Source organism: Paenibacillus chitinolyticus, assembly GCF_045038035.1.
GTDB classification, from domain to species: Bacteria; Bacillota; Bacilli; order Paenibacillales; family NBRC-103111; genus Paenibacillus_F; species Paenibacillus_F chitinolyticus_A.
In genome coordinates, this window is record NZ_CP173427.1 from 4,403,397 (window position 1) to 4,420,392 (window position 16,996).

The 16,996-nt window shown below is 52.5% G+C and carries 16 protein-coding genes; 1 reads left to right on the forward strand and 15 read right to left on the reverse strand.

What is annotated here, in order from left to right; translation table 11 throughout:
• Positions 1-591 (reverse strand): GNAT family N-acetyltransferase, encoded by a 591-nt coding sequence (locus tag ACI48J_RS19885; protein ID WP_405079915.1) that lies wholly within the window; start codon positions 589-591, stop codon positions 1-3.
• An 81-nt stretch (positions 592-672) separates the two neighbouring features.
• Complete coding sequence (locus ACI48J_RS19890; protein ID WP_405079917.1) at positions 673-2,121, reverse strand: PLP-dependent aminotransferase family protein; 1,449 nt, start codon at positions 2,119-2,121, stop codon at positions 673-675.
• A 110-nt stretch (positions 2,122-2,231) separates the two neighbouring features.
• Here ACI48J_RS19890 and ACI48J_RS19895 point away from each other — a divergent pair, with 110 nt between their 5' ends.
• On the forward strand, positions 2,232-3,410 hold the full coding sequence (locus tag ACI48J_RS19895; RefSeq protein ID WP_405079918.1) for a DUF4272 domain-containing protein: 1,179 nt from the start codon (positions 2,232-2,234) through the stop codon (positions 3,408-3,410).
• Positions 3,411-3,692: 282 nt separating this feature from the next.
• Here ACI48J_RS19895 and ACI48J_RS19900 read toward each other — a convergent pair whose 3' ends face one another.
• The 13 genes from ACI48J_RS19900 to ACI48J_RS19960 form a co-directional block, all read right to left on the reverse strand.
• Positions 3,693-4,295, reverse strand: coding sequence for a DinB family protein (locus ACI48J_RS19900; protein ID WP_405079920.1), 603 nt, complete (start codon positions 4,293-4,295; stop codon positions 3,693-3,695).
• Between the two features lie 65 nt (positions 4,296-4,360).
• Entirely contained in the window at positions 4,361-5,308 is a 948-nt protein-coding gene (locus tag ACI48J_RS19905; RefSeq protein ID WP_405079922.1) for a helix-turn-helix transcriptional regulator, read from the reverse strand.
• Positions 5,309-5,587: 279 nt separating this feature from the next.
• Positions 5,588-6,820 carry a signal peptidase I gene (lepB, locus tag ACI48J_RS19910; protein ID WP_405079923.1) on the reverse strand — a complete coding sequence of 411 codons (1,233 nt, stop codon included), beginning with the start codon at positions 6,818-6,820 and terminating at the stop codon, positions 5,588-5,590.
• Positions 6,801-7,373 carry an RNA polymerase sigma factor gene (locus ACI48J_RS19915; protein WP_405079925.1) on the reverse strand — a complete coding sequence of 191 codons (573 nt, stop codon included), beginning with the start codon at positions 7,371-7,373 and terminating at the stop codon, positions 6,801-6,803. Before ACI48J_RS19915 ends, lepB begins: the two co-directional genes overlap by 20 nt.
• A gap of 92 nt (positions 7,374-7,465) precedes the next feature.
• Positions 7,466-8,533, reverse strand: coding sequence for a type I glyceraldehyde-3-phosphate dehydrogenase (gene gap / locus ACI48J_RS19920; RefSeq protein ID WP_326050548.1), 1,068 nt, complete (start codon positions 8,531-8,533; stop codon positions 7,466-7,468).
• A 233-nt stretch (positions 8,534-8,766) separates the two neighbouring features.
• A complete protein-coding gene (locus tag ACI48J_RS19925) occupies positions 8,767-9,930 on the reverse strand; it encodes an efflux RND transporter periplasmic adaptor subunit (RefSeq protein WP_405079927.1) in 1,164 nt (387 codons plus the stop codon).
• A gap of 50 nt (positions 9,931-9,980) precedes the next feature.
• Positions 9,981-10,850 (reverse strand): carbohydrate ABC transporter permease, encoded by an 870-nt coding sequence (locus ACI48J_RS19930; protein WP_405079929.1) that lies wholly within the window; start codon positions 10,848-10,850, stop codon positions 9,981-9,983.
• 20 nt (positions 10,851-10,870) lie between these two features.
• Positions 10,871-11,725, reverse strand: coding sequence for a carbohydrate ABC transporter permease (locus ACI48J_RS19935; protein WP_405083257.1), 855 nt, complete (start codon positions 11,723-11,725; stop codon positions 10,871-10,873).
• 59 nt (positions 11,726-11,784) lie between these two features.
• Positions 11,785-13,185, reverse strand: coding sequence for an ABC transporter substrate-binding protein (locus ACI48J_RS19940; protein ID WP_405079930.1), 1,401 nt, complete (start codon positions 13,183-13,185; stop codon positions 11,785-11,787).
• Positions 13,186-13,215: 30 nt separating this feature from the next.
• Positions 13,216-13,896 carry an N-acetylmuramoyl-L-alanine amidase gene (locus tag ACI48J_RS19945; protein WP_405079932.1) on the reverse strand — a complete coding sequence of 227 codons (681 nt, stop codon included), beginning with the start codon at positions 13,894-13,896 and terminating at the stop codon, positions 13,216-13,218.
• A 226-nt stretch (positions 13,897-14,122) separates the two neighbouring features.
• Positions 14,123-14,875 carry a hypothetical protein gene (locus ACI48J_RS19950; RefSeq protein ID WP_405079934.1) on the reverse strand — a complete coding sequence of 251 codons (753 nt, stop codon included), beginning with the start codon at positions 14,873-14,875 and terminating at the stop codon, positions 14,123-14,125.
• Positions 14,872-16,311, reverse strand: a complete 1,440-nt coding sequence (locus ACI48J_RS19955; RefSeq protein ID WP_405079936.1) for an ATP-binding protein — start codon at positions 16,309-16,311, stop codon at positions 14,872-14,874. Before ACI48J_RS19955 ends, ACI48J_RS19950 begins: the two co-directional genes overlap by 4 nt.
• A 3-nt stretch (positions 16,312-16,314) precedes the next feature.
• On the reverse strand, positions 16,315-16,971 hold the full coding sequence (locus ACI48J_RS19960; protein ID WP_405079937.1) for a response regulator transcription factor: 657 nt from the start codon (positions 16,969-16,971) through the stop codon (positions 16,315-16,317).
• Positions 16,972-16,996: the final 25 nt, after the last annotated feature.

Sequence of the window (16,996 nt, forward strand, 5' to 3'; positions counted from 1 at the left end):
TTACAGCCCGTGAAGCTCCCGGTACTCGTGTTCGAGGATAGCCATCAGAATCGAGTCGTGGTATTTGTGATTGTAATAGAGGGCTTCTTTCTGCACGCCTTCTTTTTTGAAGCCGATTTTCTCGTATACGTGCAGAGCGCGCTCGTTATAGGCAAATACGTTCAGTTCGATCCGGTGCAAGTTCACGATGCCGAATCCGTAATCCAGCATAAGGTTGAGCGCTTCCGTGCCGCAGCCTTTGCCCTGGTTTCCGCTGCTGTCGATGGAGATGCGGATGCCCGCGCTGCGGTTGTAGCTGTCGATATCCTGCAGGGCGATGTCCCCGATTACCTCGTCGGTTTCGGTCAGGGCGATCAGCAGCAGAATGCTTGACGTATCCTGCGATTTCCCTTCGATGTAGCGTTCGATCTGGTTTCTTGTAAAATGTTTCTGCGTACCGGTCAACTTGCGGGTTTGCGGCTGAAACAGCTGCTGAAAATACGTCTCCGTGTCCCCGGTATCAACGGGACGCAAATAGACCTTTTTCCCTTCCAGAAAACGTACGGGCACCGGTTCTCCCGTTTTGCTCAGGCAGTCGCTTTTTTCATTCATAGCTTTCAAATCCTCCTAGATCATGTGTACCTTAGTTATACCAATAAACTATCTATTTCAAAATGAGCAGATTCGGAAAATTCAAGACGACAGATGTGCGCCGCCGAACCACGCTTCTTTCAGTTTCCGTATACCCGGTTCGATGTCCTCTTCCGCAATTCCGCTGAATCCGACCATAAAATCTTTCCCGCCTTCCGGCGGAACCGTCCCCGGCCAGTAAAACGCCGCCGATGACACATGAACGCCGGCCGCTTCCGCCAGCCGTAGCAGTTCTGCCTCCGGCCGTTCGCTGCGCACGCGGAGCACGATGTGGAACCCGGCGTCCCTGCCGATCACCGCGGCCCGGCTGCCGAAAATGCGCCCGACGGCTGCCGTCAGCCTGTCGTGCTTTTTCCGGTAAAGCTTGCGCATCCTGCGCACATGCTTCTCCAGATAGCCCCGCTCCATAAAAAGTGCCAGCGTATGCTGATGCAGCCTGGAGGCGGACTGCTCGAACATCATTTCTCTGCGCAGCGCGTCGAAAAGCGGCACGAGCTTGTCCGGCAGCACCATATAGCTGACGCAGAGAGCCGGGGCCATAATTTGGCCGAAGCCGCCCAAATAAATGACGGGGGCCCCGGGAACGAGCGCCTGCATGGCCGGAACGGGACGCCCGTGGTAGCGGAATTCACCGTCGTAATCGTCTTCGAGGATGAAGCCGCCCGTATCGCGCGCCCACTGGAGCAGCTTCAGCCGCTTGGAGACCGGCATCACCATGCCGCGGGGAAACTGGTGCGAAGGCGTGACGGTGACGAGACGGGCCCCGGTGGCGTGAAGCCGCCCGATGTCGATGCCGTCGTCTTCCAGCGGGACGGGTAAGATCTCATAGCCCGCCCTGCCGAAAATCGACGGGATCAGCGGGTAGCCGGGGTTCTCTATGGCGAGCCGCGCACCGTACCGCTTCAAAATCTGGCTCAAAATGACGCCTAGATTAAACGGATCGGCTCCGACGACAACCTGCCCCGGAGAACATTCCACGCCCCGCATCTGCCGGAGGTAGGCGGCGACCTGCTCCCTCAGCCTTCGCTCGCCTCTCGGGTCCCCGAAGAACAGCAGATTCTCGTTATCCGGGGCGAGCATTTCGTTCGCAAGCTTTTTCCAGGTCCCGTATGGAAAAGCGGTAAAATCGTTCCGCGACAGATGAAAATCGTAGCGGAACCTCCGCTTCCTGGCCGCGTCAGGCTCCTCCTCCTGGAACGGCGGGGGCTCCGCCACAGGTAATGAGCTGAGCTTTCCATAGGGCTCGGGGAGCTTTTCCACATAATAGCCGCTCTTGGGCCTGCTCGCGATATAGCCTTCCGAAAGAAGCTGATGATAAGCCGATTCGACCGGTGTCGTGCTTAGTCCGAGAAAGCCGGCCAGTTTGCGGATAGACGGCAGGCGGGTATGTTCGGCGATCTCGCCCCGGATAATGCCGGTCTTAATATGAACGTAGAGCTGCATATACAGCGGCTGCGGGTCCCTCTCGTCCAGCTTAGGGTAACCGATCATATGAATCCTTCCTATCTTCCTAGGTTTAATGCTAGAATACCACATTTTACAACTTTACCGGTTTTTCGGTATGATGATAGGGTTAACGACGCGATGAGAGGAAGTGCAGCATGAATCAATGTACGCTTTATATCTCGATAAAAGGGTACGAAAAAATAACGGAGGCCATCCGCACCTCCTTCGGGGACAAGCAGGTTCAGATTTCGCCGGACGGGAACCAGATTACCGTTGTGGATAAAAAGCTTTTCAGCAAAACGACCGTTACGTTTTCCCTGATGACGCTGGACGGCAATCCCGGGGAATTCGAGCCGATGATCCGGGGGATGTACGGCTTTTTCAGCCAGATCGAAACGCCGCACGAACACATTCAAGCCAAAGTGCTCAAGCAGATCTCCGCACTTAATGCCGCTGTCGGCATCGTATCCTCCAAGGAGATCGACCCGGACACCCTGAACCGGATATTGGAGGCGGCGTCCCGCGTGCATGCCGTTTTGTTCCTGCCGACCGGCCAGCTGCTGAACCCGGAGGGCCGGGTGGTTTTGAGCGCACAGGGGGAGTCCGAGGTAGAAGATTTCACCGTCACGGTCAGCACGGATCTGATCGACGCCCATATCCAGTCGTCACCGTCCGCCGAAGCGCGAAAAGAACGGAATATGGCTTTGCTGACGGAACAGGGCGTGCCCGTCATCGAGCATTTGCCGGTCATCGACGGCGATGAATTCGCCTCTATCCGGACGAAGGAGGAAATCGCCGCCCGCGCAGCCGCTCTATGCATGATCGCCATGTACGGCGCGGACCTTGCCGAAGGCGCGGACATCGAAGAAGCGAAAGAGTTTATCGAGGGCGTTATCGAGCTGTACGGCGCTTCCCCTTTCTTTACGGAGAAAGAACGGACTTTTCTCGAAAGCGATTCACCCGATCCGACGGATGCCATCCAGTTCGCCTGGATGTACGAATGCTACTGGGTTCTGCTCTGGTCCCTCGGATACGTGGAAGAACTGGGCTATCCCGGCTCCGTATGCGACGTTCAGGCCGCCGTGGACACTTTGAGGCTGGCCGGGAATTTTGAAACGTTCCATGAGCAGGCAAAAGTCCGTTCGAAAGCAGACATCCTCGAGGAAGCGGACCGGATTTACCGCTATGACTGGGCTTGCGTAGACGCCCGTATCAACGGCCGCCCCGCTCCTGCCGGACTGGACGGCGGCGTCGTTATGGAAAGGCACCGGGCTCTGAACTGGCTGGTCCGCTATATGGATGCGGAGTGGGATGACGTAAGCACGGATACGTAGGGCCGGGTACATAGGGCATGGGATGAGGCTCCAAGCATAGCCGATAAACCACGCCGCCTCATACCAAAAGGAGCAGCTCATTTATGAGCCTGCTCCTTTTTGGGCTGCTTGCGCTGCCGACACGCAGCTTATGATTTTATCCGGCCTTCGCTCATCGTCCGTCCTTTATGTAGGACAGGCGGCCTCCGTTTATGTGAACCCCGGGTTCCGCATCACAAGATGAGATCCTGCCGGGCGTTGCGGTTTCGCATATAAAGGCGTCTTACCTTCATCCGGCAGCTATCAGGCCCCGGCAGCTTCCTTCGTCTCCCGCAGAAAAGCGTCCAAACGCTCCTTCTGGCGCAGATGGTGGCGGTAGTGCATTTCCACCAGCGAGAACCATTCCACCGCGTTCAATCCCCCGAAGCCGGGATGCTCCACCGTATTGGCGGCCGGAATATCGGCAAGAGTCGGCTGGATGGCACGCATGGCGCGGATGACCTCGCGAAGGCCGCTTACGAGCTCATCTTTGCTTTCCGGTTGAAGCGGCGTGTATTCCTTGGACGGCGGAACCTGAATCCGGATCGGCGGGTAGCTGCCCCGGGCGTAAGCTTCTACGCCGCTCTCCGTTTTCCCGGCCGCCTCTTCCGAACCGGACGAAGTGCGGCAGGCCTCCATAATAGGCAGGTGCCGGTATAAAGCCGACTTGATCAAATGCACGTACATTTGACCCAGCGACCATTGATCTTCATCGGGCTTGCGGGTCAGCTCCTCCAAGCTGTAATTTTCCAGTTCCTGAATGTAGGTCTCGGCCAATTGTTCGAAGCGGTTCAGAGCGTCGAGCGTGTTCAAGTTCAAGTTCTGGTTCTGGTTCTGGTTCAGGCTTTGGTTTTGGTTCGTTTGCATGGGTCGTTCTCTCCTTTAAGGTGAAGTTATACCCAGTATAAAAGAGCGCTGCTGACAACAGTATGTCAGTAGCGTTTTGCCATGCGCCGAATTTCTTCCCGCAGCCGGACGCGCAGCGATTCGGGTTCCAGCACTTCAACACCCGCTCCCCAGCTCAATACCCAATGGAGGATTTCTTCGGGCGATCTGACCTTTAACGTGACGAGCAGGCCCTGCTCCACATTTTGCGTTTCTTCTATATAATAGTAGTTCATTTCCCGGACCCGGTTTGCAAGCTCGCGGCGAAAAAGCAGCCGGACCTCCTCCCGCCGGTCATCCGCCGGCTTGTACGACCGGAGGTCGAACTCTTCCGGCTTCTCGAAGGTGGTCTCCAGGAGCGCAAGCCCGCTGATCCGGGACAACCGGAAATGCCGGATTTCACGCCGCAGCCGGCAGAAGGCGATCAGCATCCACGAGCTGTTCAAGTACACCAGCCCGTAAGGATCGGCTTCGCGCACCGTCAGCCGTTCGCCACCCGGCATGGCGGTATCCTTCGCCGCGTAGGCGAAGCGCACTGTGCGCTCCTGCAGCACCGCGCCGCGCAGCAGAGCCAGCGCCGCCGTCCCGTTCCCGGCGGCGCTTCCCGGGCCCGCGAGGAGCTTCATGCCCTCGCGGTGCCTCTGGGACTCCCGGCGCACCCGCTCCGGAAGCACGGCCTCGAGCTTCGCCCGCGCGGCATCCGCCTGGGCGCGGGAAGCCTCGTCGAACTGCTGCTCGACAAATTCGATGCCGAGCAGCAGGGTGACGGCTTCTTCCGCCGTGAAGCTGACCGGCGGCAGGAAGTAGCCTTCGACGAGCGAGTACCCTTGTCCCGGCGCCCCGACGACCGGGACCCCCGCTTCGCAGAGCGCCTGCATGTCGCGGTAGATCGTGCGCACGCTCGTCTCGAAGGCTGCGGCGAGATCTTCCGCGCGCTGCGTGCCCTTGCGCTGGAGCCGCAAAATGATCGCCAGCATGCGGTCGGTTTTGTTCATGGCGTGGAACCCCCCCTTGTCGCCAACGTGCCTAATAGTTACTCCTATCGTAACCCCGGCGGCGGGAGTGTGCCAGCCTTTCTTGCCGCCGGGCAAAGAAAAGAAGAAGCTCCGGCACCATACGGCCGCTAGCTCCTTCCTGTTTTTGCTGCCTGTTCGTGGCAAGTCAAATTTACGCGAATGATATCGGCGGAAGAATCTTTTCATCCCTGCCGCTTATGGTTTTCCGTTTCTCGGTTCGATCATTTATATCTGCTGCGCTTTCTATGATCTCCATAGCTACTCCGCGTTAACAAACATACTTGCGAAAAATTTCCCGCCCAAGTAAAAGTCGAGGCGCCACTGTCCGCTTTCGTCCAGCTTGATAAGCGAGGGCAGGCTCGCGTCCGCCCCGTTGATCGGACCGTAGGCCGGCCCCCACTCGTATTCCCATATGACGCTGCCGTCTTCCTGCAGCAGCACCGGTTTTTTAACGCCGTCACTCGTATGAATGCCTTCGATCCGTAAATTTTTCCCTTCGAACTCTTCCCGGGCTCCCCAGAAATGCCAGACGATTTTATTAGGACTGGAGGTAAGAATTTTCTGATTCAAGATGCCGAGCTTACCCGGAATTCCGGTAAACCACAAATTTCCGGAGCCAAAGGTCTGGTGAGGGCTGCGGGCTCCGGCTTCATCGTATCCCAGCACTTTCCCCTGAATGTTCCCCTGCGCCAATGCTCCGAACTCCCGGCTGTCATGGCTCTTCGCCCAGAAATCTCCCAGGACGAAGAGAGATCCGTCCGGCACTGTCGTCTCCGCCATATTCGTGTTGAAATAGTTTTTCGTGTCTTTAACGCAGTCCGGGGAACAGGCATCCTTTCTGCCCGATGCTTTCATGTTCTTGAAGTATGCGGCTTCGTCCAGCCCAACCGTCTTCGCCTGTCCATAGAACGTATCCAGCTTCTTCCCGTTCACGTAAACCCGGCCTTTCTCGATCTTAATCTTTTCTCCCGGCAGTCCGATCACACGGGCCGCTTGAGAGTCCGACCCGCTGATTTCGGGATTGGGCGTAAACCCGGGAATGGCCGGCAGCCGGTAATACAGCACATCTCCACGGCGGAACTGCTGCACCGTCTTAAACCCGGGATCGACGACTAACCTGCCGTAACCGCCGCTGTAGTATTCCATTTTTTGGCCGGCCATGCTCATCGAGTAATCGTCTACCAGCATCAAGCCTTCTTTCGCTTCTACACGCTGGGGATACCGGGGTGTCGTCAAGTCCCGGATCGTTCCGTTCGCTTTATCCCCGAGAGGCCCCATAAACAGAACGGCACAACAAACGAGCAAGGCAGTCAGGGCCGTTCCCGCCAGATAGAGCCGTTTGCGTCGATTTGCCGGCCTGCCCGCTTCAGGACCGCCCCCGTTCCATACCTTCCGTTCCACGGCATCCATTGACTCCGTTCCGAACATCGGCTGGTTAAAGGGCCTCTCCGAAAGCTCAAACGGACCCGTCTCAATTTCCGTTTTCTTCATACCGGAATCCTCCTTTCGCTAGTTGAGCCGCTTTCCGGCGCGCTCTATGGATGCGGGATTTTACCGTCCCTTCCGAAATTTCCAGGGCGGCCGCTATTTCCGTTACCGACATCCCGTGCATGGATTGCAGCACCAGCACCTCCCTGTAGTGGGCGGGAAGCTCCAGCACGATTTTCCATGCCTCGTCGGCCACATGACGTTCCAGGAATTCGCTTTCGGCGGACGGGCTTTCTCCCCGGACGTAATCGGCCAGGATCACCCGCCGGAAAAAAGCTTTTCTCCGGTACGAATACGCGGTATTCCGGGTAATTTTCAGCAGCCAGGTCTTCACGCTGCATTCTCCCCGGAAGGAAGCGACGCCGCGGAACGCTTTTACAAACACATCCTGCGCGATGTCGTCGGCGAGATCCCGTTTTTTCGTTAAAAAATACGCATAGTTCCATACATCTTCCCCGTGCCGTTCCATTAAGGTTCTTAAATCGGACGGATGAAGTTCGGACACGTACTTCAAATACTCGTCGTCCACGCGCTCCCCCCTTTCTTTTCTGAACAAACAGACTCCCCGCAAAAGAAAAAGTTCCCGCTTTCGGGAACTTTGGACGTTTTATTTTCTGTTGTTTAGTATACCATACAGAGCACGGGAAGTTAGGCGAACATGCTGCTGACCTCGGCATCGCGGGACGGCAGTGAATTGGCTTTCTCCTGCATAAGCCCCGCCAATTCCACGACACGGCAGGCATACGCCCATTCGTTGTCGTACCAGGCAAGCACTTTGATCTGATCGCCCATCGCCATCAGGGAGAGACCGTCCACGACAGCGGAATTCGGGCAGCCCACATAGTCGACGGACACGAGCGGCTCTTCGGAGTAGGCGACATACGGGGACATGGCACCTTCCGCCGCTTTACGGAAAGCCGCTTTAACGTCTTCCAGAGAAGCCGTGCGGGACACCTTCACAGTCAAATCCACCAGCGAAACGTCCTGCGTCGGCACGCGAAGCGAAACGCCTTGAACATGTGCCGCCAAGTGAGGCAGGACATCTGTAAGCGCTTTACCTACGCCCGTCGTTGTAGGAACGATCGACTCCGTGCACGCCCGCGCTCTGCGCAAATCGTTGTGCGGATTGTCCAGATGCTTCTGATCCGATGTATAGGAATGCACCGTGCTCATCCATCCGCTCTGGACGCCGAACGCCTGATCCAGAATATGAAGCACGGGAGCGACGCAGTTCGTCGTGCAGGATGCGGCGGATACAAGGGTATGCTTGATTGGATCATAGAGCCGGTCGTTGACGCCCATCACGACGGTAAAATCCATCTGCTTGCCGGGCGCGGTAATGAGAACTCGGGAAGCTCCGGCGGCCAGATGTCTCTGAGAACCTTGACGGTCGTTGAATTTGCCGGTGGCGTCAATGACGAGATCGATTCCCATCTGTCCCCACAAAATGTTCTCCGGTTCCCTTTCGTATGTCAGCCGGATGGATTGCCCGTTAATGACTAGGCACCCGTCGGCGATCGTCACATCCGCGTCCCATCTTCCGTGGACCGAATCGTATTTTAAAAGGTGAGCCAACGTTTCCGCCGGATAAATGGTATTAATCGCCTTGAGCGGAGAAGTCTGCCCTTTATCCGAAAACATTTTCCGGACGACAAGACGCCCGATTCTCCCCATTCCGCTGATCCCGATTCCTCTAATTCCTGCAGCCTGTGACAAGCTAACTCCTCCTCTATAAGGTGAAATAAGATGATTCGCAAATGCCGGTTAATTATTACATCACAATTATAATTTATGACGTCATAAAAGACAATAGTATGTTTGTATTGTTTATATATGAGTATTATACGTAGGTTAATTAAATCAAAAAAGAGAGACCCCTCAAGATCTCTCTCCGCTAACGTTTGCGATTCCGTTTCTTTGGCACCTCCGGATCTCAACCTCATGCGTCCTTATTGCATCCGCACTTTATCGCCATCCTGCAAAGGCTCGCTGCTCTCGACTACGATTTGCTGTTGTTCGAATAGGCCTTGAGTGACCGTCGATACTTTATCATCCGAGTCAGTGACGGTAATGGATGTTCTGCGGATATAAAAGGCGTTGCCAAGCGGACCGTTTCTTTCTTCGATTGTAAAGACGTATTTTCCGGTGTTGTCTTCGTGAATGGCTTTATTGGCTACCACTAGGATATCGGGATCTGTCGCTCTGTTCAGCTCCACCCGGACACCGGAGCCTTCCTTCAAGCCCGTATCTTGCAGCGTCACCAGAAGACGCTTCATTGGCACACTCATGGCCGTTTTACCGCCCTCACCGGCGCTGCCTTCATCTGTCTTGCTTTTATCCGGGGCACCGGGCTCGTGGATTTCCGAAATTTGACCTTCGACTTTTTCGGCAGCGGGACCATCCACTTGGACTTCCAGCTTGTCCCCCGCTTTTAGCGCGGCAGCGATATCGACCGGGACCGACAGCTCGAATTCATAACCGAGGCTTTCGTCGGATAGGCGGACATCATAGCCTCCATTTTCGGAAGAAAGCCCCTCCTTGGCGTTTACCTTCGTGACGATTCCGTTGAACGGAGCCGTCAATTTGACGTTCTTTTTCAACTTTTCCTGAAGATTTTGTATTTTCCGCTGCTGGACTTCCAGATCGATTTTATGAATTTCCATGGCACGCTTGGCGTCTTCAATACTCTTCTCTTCTCCGTTCTGGGACGCTTCGATAAAATGGCTTTGCAGTTCTTCCATAGTAAGCTTGAGCTTATTAAGACCGGCTTGCTGGTCCAGGATATCCTGCTCCGCATCTATGCTGTCGTAAGTCACCAGCGTCTGCCCTTTCTTGACGCGATCCCCTTCCTTCACTTCCACCTTCTTCACTTTCCACCCCGTGCTGTTCGTTAAGGCGGTTTCAGCTCTCCACTTGATGACGCCGCTGCCTTTGAACGTATGAACAAGCTGGCCCCGGCTCGGTACTACAACCGCGACCTTGGGGATAGTCAAAGCCAAGAACGTGTTGCTGAGCAGCGTAAATACGACCAGAAGGCCGATAAATAAACCGGAAAAGAGACGAATCTTTCTTTTGCGTCTGTCACTCGCCTGCCCGGCATGCAGCAATTCCATTAGGACCACCTCTTACATTTCAGAAGGAGCTTTTGACTCGCAGGCCCCGGCTATCCTTTAATTCCCGATAACTGAATCCCTTCGACAAAATGGGACTCCGCATGTAAGAACAGCAGCACCATGGGAGTCATATACAGCACGGATGCGGCAAAAGCGACGCCCCTGGCTCCTTCGTTGATACGCGACAAATATAAAGATAACGGCTGCTTGAACGAATCTTCCAGAAAAATAAGCGGTTGCTCGACCATATTCCAGTTGTCAACAAACAGCAGGACAATCAACCCGGCGATTCCAGGCTGAATGAGCGGAAGAATAATTTTGTAAAAAATCCTCACATGCCCGGCCCCATCCATTTGGGCAGCTTCGATATAGGAATTCGGAATATGCAGCATGAATTGTCTGAGCATAAAAACTCCGAAAGCGCTGAAGATGCCCGGCAAAATAATGGCCGATGCCGTGTTCAATAGTCCAAGCTTCTGAGCCATCATATAATTGGGAACGAGGGTAACTTGAAACGGCATCAGCATCGTCATGAGATACACGACAAACAGCTTATCCCGCCCCCAAAACCGGAGCTTGGCAAAAGCGTAACCGGCCATAGACGCGACCAGAGCTTGCCCGGCGATGATAGGTGCGACCAGCCCTGCGGAGTTCCAGAACATCTGGAGGAACACCGGCTTGTACACCAGCACTTCCATATATTGATGGAACGACAGCCAGTCCGGGATCAGCTTCAGATTGACAAAGCCTTCTTTCTCTCCTGCCGCGTTTTCGGACATTTTGCCGATGAGATCATAATTATGGGCGATTTCGCCCTCCGTCATCAGGGAGTTTACAAAAGTGACCCCAATGGGAAACAGCATCATCGCGGCGATAACTCCCATCACGAGCGTCAGCAAGACCTTCCGGAATAAAGTCAACGTTATCACCGTCCTTGCATCTAATCCATGAACTGTCTAAAGCGCCGTTCTATGTAAAGCAAAAGGGTCACGAGGATGAGAATGCAGCCGACCATTAAACTTGCCGCGGCCGTCAGCTTCTGAATGTCCAGCGACAGAAACATGTTGTTCATATAATGCTGAAGCATATAAATCCGGTCGTACGGATAATCGCCCGCGATCAGATACGTTTCCCGGAAAATCTTGAAGGAATTGATAATGGACATCAGCACGACCAAAAACATCGTCGGAGTCAGATACACGAGCGTAATATGAACCGTTTTGCGGAATGTTCCGGCGCCTTCGATATCCGCCGTTTCGTAATAGTCCCTCGGTATACTTTGGAGACCCGCCAAAAATAAAATGATGTTGTACCCGATATTTTTCCAGCTGTACACGACAGCCAGCACCCCGACGGACCAGTCCGATTTCATCCAGTCGATCCGCTCCAAATGCAAGCTCTGCATCCACGCGTTCACAGAACCGTTCCAGTCGAATAAAATTTGCCAAATCATCACGACAGAAGCTGCGGGTACCACCAGCGGCAAAACAAAAGCCGTCTGCAGCCAATTCCGGATAAACAGTTTCTGGTTCAGCAAGAGAGCAGCTGCCAAGGACAGGACAAGGATCAGCGGCACGCTTACAAAGGTAAAAAGAAAGGTATTGGCTGCCGCATTGCGGAAAGATCCGCTCGCGAGCAATTCCTTATAATTTTCGAAACCGACAAAAGAGCCGTCAAGCGTACTGTCCTGAAAAGAGTAGAAAAACCCCATGGCAAACGGAATCAGATAAAAAATCGCAAATCCTGTTAAACTCGGCCCCAAGAAAAGAAAAACGGCGGTCCAATCCTGGGCCATTCGTTTGAACGGCTTGCCCCGATAAAGCTTGTCCGCCATGTTATCACCTCGAACCCTGATCATTCATTCAGATAAGTGGTCACTCTGTTTTGAATTAACTTCGCTGCGGCTTCGGCTGATTTCTGCCCTTTGAAATAAGATTTGGCCTCTTCCGAGATAATTTCTTCGATCTTGGAAGGCTTAAATTCGACGGGATAAATCGCTTCGGATAGGAACCGGTCCAAATCTTGAATATCCTGGGCCGTGATGTCGAACACTTTGTCCTTCAGAACACCCATTTCCTGATCGGATTTCACTTTCCCTACTTTCAGCAGCTCCTTCACCCGCTTCTCGTAAACGGATTTGTTCATCGGAAACCCGGCATGGTCTGGCCCCTGTTGAACCTCATCGGACAGCATAAATTTAAGGAAATCCCATGCTTCCTCTTTCACGGTAGACTTTTCGTTAATCCCGATGGTTTTATAAGTCCGGAAGTACCCTCCGGCTTTCTGCCCTTCCGCGTGCGGTTTGGCGTAAAGCTTGGATGTAAACTCATACCCTTTCGAGAAATATTCGCTCTGCTTCAAATCGCGGATATAATATTCCGGCGAAACGATCGATTCATTTCTGAACAAAGCCGGAACCGGCTTTTCCGTGGCAATTTGGTCATCGAAAAGGGATTTCACCTGCTTCATGAGCCCGGTAAAAGCAGCCGTCTCGAAATTCGCCTTTTTATTCACGGGATCCACAAACGCGGCGTACTGCTCCTTAACCCTCTCATTCAGCAGATACTCCGGCGTACTAAATAACGCGGCTTTATTCTTCAGATTTCCGTCTTTCATCAACTCTTTGGCAACGTCGGCGAATTGGCTCCAATTCCAGTTCTTGTCGTCGATTTTCAATCCGCTTTTCTTTATCGCCGTTTCATTCCCGATGAATCCGTAGGTAAAGAAATTCAAGGGCATTCCATAAATCCCGCCGTTTAACTTCACGTTGTCCAATATATTCGTGAAATACTGCTCTTTCTTAAAGGTTGGATCTTTATCCATCATTTCGCTTATATTGGCCAACAATTTTTTGTTCACATAATTTCCGATGGGCAATAAATCCATTTCGATCAAATCGGGGCCTTTCCCGGATAAGAGGGCGGTATTCGTCGTTTTTATAAATTTTTCGCTATTCTCTTCTCCGTGTGCATCGTCCGTCTCCACATATTTCAGCTCGATTGTGATATTCGGATGCTTCGCTTCATAGTTCTTTTTAGCTTCCTTAAAGAAATCATCCGGAAAAAACGTAGAAAACACGATCGTTTTCGGGCCGCCGTCGGATTTCTTTCCTTCCGTCTTTCCTCCGTCCGGACTTTGTGTTGTCTTATCCCCGTTTTGGGTTCCGGCCGCCTCTCCGGTGCCCGTACGACTGCTGCAAGCCGAGGCCGAAACCATAAGGACGATGGCGATTAGAATGAATGAAACTTTTCTCATGTGGATCCTTCCCTTCTTTTGCATATGAAGTTAAAACTCCGCGAAATATTGTTTGATTCCATTCGCAATGGCTTGGGCGGTTCGAATCTGATGGGCTTCACTCAGCATATCCGTTTCGTCATCCCGGTTCGTGAGATACCCGACTTCCAGAAAAACAGCCGGATGTTTACTGTCTCTCAGTACCTTCCAGCCTTCCTTTTTCACACCGCGGTCCTTGAATCCGGTCGATTTTACCAGCTGCCCATGAATCTTGCGTGCGAGCGCAAAACTATCGTCCGCGTAATAAAACGTTTCGGTGCCGGATACATCGGGATCCTTGTAGGTGTTCCCATGAATGGAGATGAATACGTCCGCATCAAGCTCATTCGCGATTTGGGCACGGTCCTCCAGTTCGACGAAGGTGTCGTCCGTACGTGTCATAAACACCTCAAATACCGGATCCTGCCGGAGCTGGTCGAACACCTTTTTAGAAAGTGCGAGCGTGTACGCTTTCTCCTGCTTACCGCTCGCTCCCGCAGCGCCGGGATCCTTGCCCCCATGCCCCGGATCGATCACGATTTTATAACGGCTTGTCCCATTTTGCAGCGCTGCATGGTTTTTGCCGGGCGAGACGGCCAGCTCCGTCAAAGGTAGGCTTGCACTCGCTAAAGTCAGGGACGCGGACAGCTTATATAACGACCAGACCATTCCCGTTAACACGATTATGCTCATCCATATCGCTCGGCGGTACTGAAGTTGTTTCCTGCTGCTCCTTCTCATACTCTCTCCTTACTCCCATTTTCTCTGACGTTCTCCTTCACTCGCGGGCGGCACTCCATCAGTGTAGTACGCGAATATAGGATAAGTTAGATAGACTTATATAGAACTTGTAAAAAAGACAAAAAGGACCACACAAAAAAAGCCGGCTGCCTCTGCAGCCGGCCTGTAATACCCTGGCCTACGACACTGAAAAATAACCGAGAACAGCCATGATGTCCTTGCTGAATCCGATCACTTGATTCGTTCTTAAATTAACCCTGACACTGTAGACTAACGAGTGAGTTTCCTTGCTCGTGTAATACACTTCCGCAGCAATGCCCTTCCGGACTGTCTTCACTTCCGGAATCAGATCGGATAAGGCATAAGCTCCCTTTTCCTGAATAAACCGGTTAGCGGTCTCGATCTCCCCGTCCTGGATTACGCTCGGTTCCTTTTCGACAGGGGCCGGTTTTGAGATGTCACTGGAAACTTTCAGTACCTCGCCGTCTCTCGCGTTCAGAACAAGTTCATACACTTCATTGGGATCGGCTAGGCGGGTCAAGGTTACATAAAATAAACCGCCCGGGACTTTATTCAATTCCGTTTCGGAATCGATTTTTAACTTCTGATTCTTATCCAGCATCGGTCTGACCCCGTATTCCGTCTTATTCAGCAGATCTTCGAGCTTCTTCCGGTCCACCGCCATCAGTTCGAATCGGGCTTCTTCCAACTTCAGCTTCACGTTGTAGGTTTTGTTGACCGCATTGAGGCTGAGTGTCTTCACCGTATCCTGAGCAAGAACGCCTTCGTATTTCACTTCGTCCGGTTTATGCTCCCGGGTGATTTTTTTTACCAGAACCGTGTCTTTCTTAACCGTATTGAAAACCCCCTCGCACCCTGTCGCCAAAACCAGAAATAATGCGCATAGAATAATCAGGGCGAGCTTGTTCATGGATTCATCCCGCCTTCCGGATTTGTCCGCTCGAAAACGACTCCGATTGTCGTGCCCTCGTTTTCCAGGCTGCTCACTTCGATCACGGCATGATGAATAACGGCTACGCTTTGACAAATCGCGAGGCCCAGGCCCGCTCCGTTGCTGCTTCTCGTTCTGGCTTTATCCGCCATATAGAAAGGTTCAAAAATTTTGTCCCGATGCTCTTCGGCAATCCCGATGCCTTGATCCATCACTTCAAGGATGCAGCGGCTGTCCCGCCAGTAAGTCCGAATCGTAATGCTCTGTTGTTCTGCGGAGGCTTTGAGGGCATTGTCGACCAGATTAAAAATCAAAATTTTAATCAAATCCTTTTCCAAGCGCAGCCTCCCTTCCTCCAAATCGGTGATAATCGTAACCCGGTGTTCCTTGGCCATCATCACGAGCGCAGGCACGATTTCGGCAACGACGGTTCCCAGATCATGCTCCTCCAAGTGGAAATGATCCTCCTGAAGTACAATCAGATCCATCAGCTTCAACGAAAGCGACTCCAGGCGTTTGCCTTCCGAATAAATGACGTTCAAGCCGTCCAAGTACAGCGTTTCGTTGTATTTGGTTGTCCTCAAGAAGTTGGCGTATCCGATAATCGAAGTCAACGGCGTTTTTAATTCATGGGTAAAATTATCAATGAACCTTTGTTTCTCTTCATTATGCCGCTTCAGATCATTTATTTTTTCCTCGACAGCCGAAGCCATCTCATTAAAATTTTGTGCCAGAACGCCTATTTCATCCTTCGATTTCAGGCGGACGCGTTCCGAAAAGCCGCCCTGTGCGATAACCCGGGCCGTCCGGTTTAGACGATCAATCGGTTTGGTCAATCCCCTGCTCACGAAAAACATGATGAGCATATAGAGCAAACAGGCGGCAATGTCCACTTTGATGAAAAAACCGTATTGATCCATGCGATCCTGGTATAAGGGAGTCACGTCTTTCGTGTAGGTGAACACATAGTTCTTGTGATTGATTTCCGTATGGTTCGATGTAAATAACAGGGTACGATTGCCGATATCCCGTAAAATATAATGGATTTCATCCATGGCCAGCTTGTCCAGTTCCTCGCGGTGCTCCGGCATCTTGAAATCGTTGTTGCTGAAAATGACCCGGTTCGTATCGTCCAAGATTTCCAAATAAATGTGCTGGTCGCTATTCTTCGCCACAAATTCGCTGGCTATGTTCGTTAGTACCGTTTTCTCATAATCGATGGAATCGTAGATACGAAGAATCGGAACAATGGCATCGACGCTGGAATGAATGCTCATGTTCTGGCTTAACGCGCCGTTGATTTCCTGATCCAGCATTTTGCCGTGGCTCCGCTCGATGACCATGACGGAAGCCGCATTAAAGATAAAGACGAAGACCAGAATCGAGAATAAATAAATCTTTTGCCAAAATTTCATCGGTTAATCCTCCAGCCGGTAACCGATTTTGTAGATGGTCTTAATGTGATCCTGCAGGTGAAGCTTCTTGCGCAGCGATTTGATATGCATATCGACCGTTCTTGTTTCCCCGTAATAATCGCTCCCCCATATTTTATCAATGAACTGTTCCCGGGTTAAGGCGATGTTCTTATTCCTCAGCAGCACGATCAGCAGATCGTATTCCTTCGGTGTCAGCTCGACGGGTTCCCCATGCAAGGTCACTTCTCTTTTGTTCAAGTCCGCTTGAAGGTTCTGAAACTCGATCACGCGTTCTTCTTTGCCGTACCTGCGTAACACGGTTTCGATCCGGGCCAGCAGCTCGATGGCTTCGAACGGTTTGACCATGTAGTCGTCGGCCCCCAGCCTCAGTCCGTTGACTTTGTCGTACACCGAGTTTTTCGCCGTCAGAAAAATAACCGGGATTCCGGAGGACTGAATTTTTTCCATCAGCGCAAATCCGTCCAGCTTAGGGATCATGACATCCAGCAGAATGAGATCGAATTTGTCTTGTTTGACCGCATCGAGCGCGGATAAACCGTCGTACACTTCCGCCGTCGCATAGTTCACGATGTTGAGATTCATTTTAATGATGTTGGAAATATGGATATCGTCTTCCACGATCAAAATCTTTTTCTGCATCCGGTAATCCCCTACTTTTAGTTTG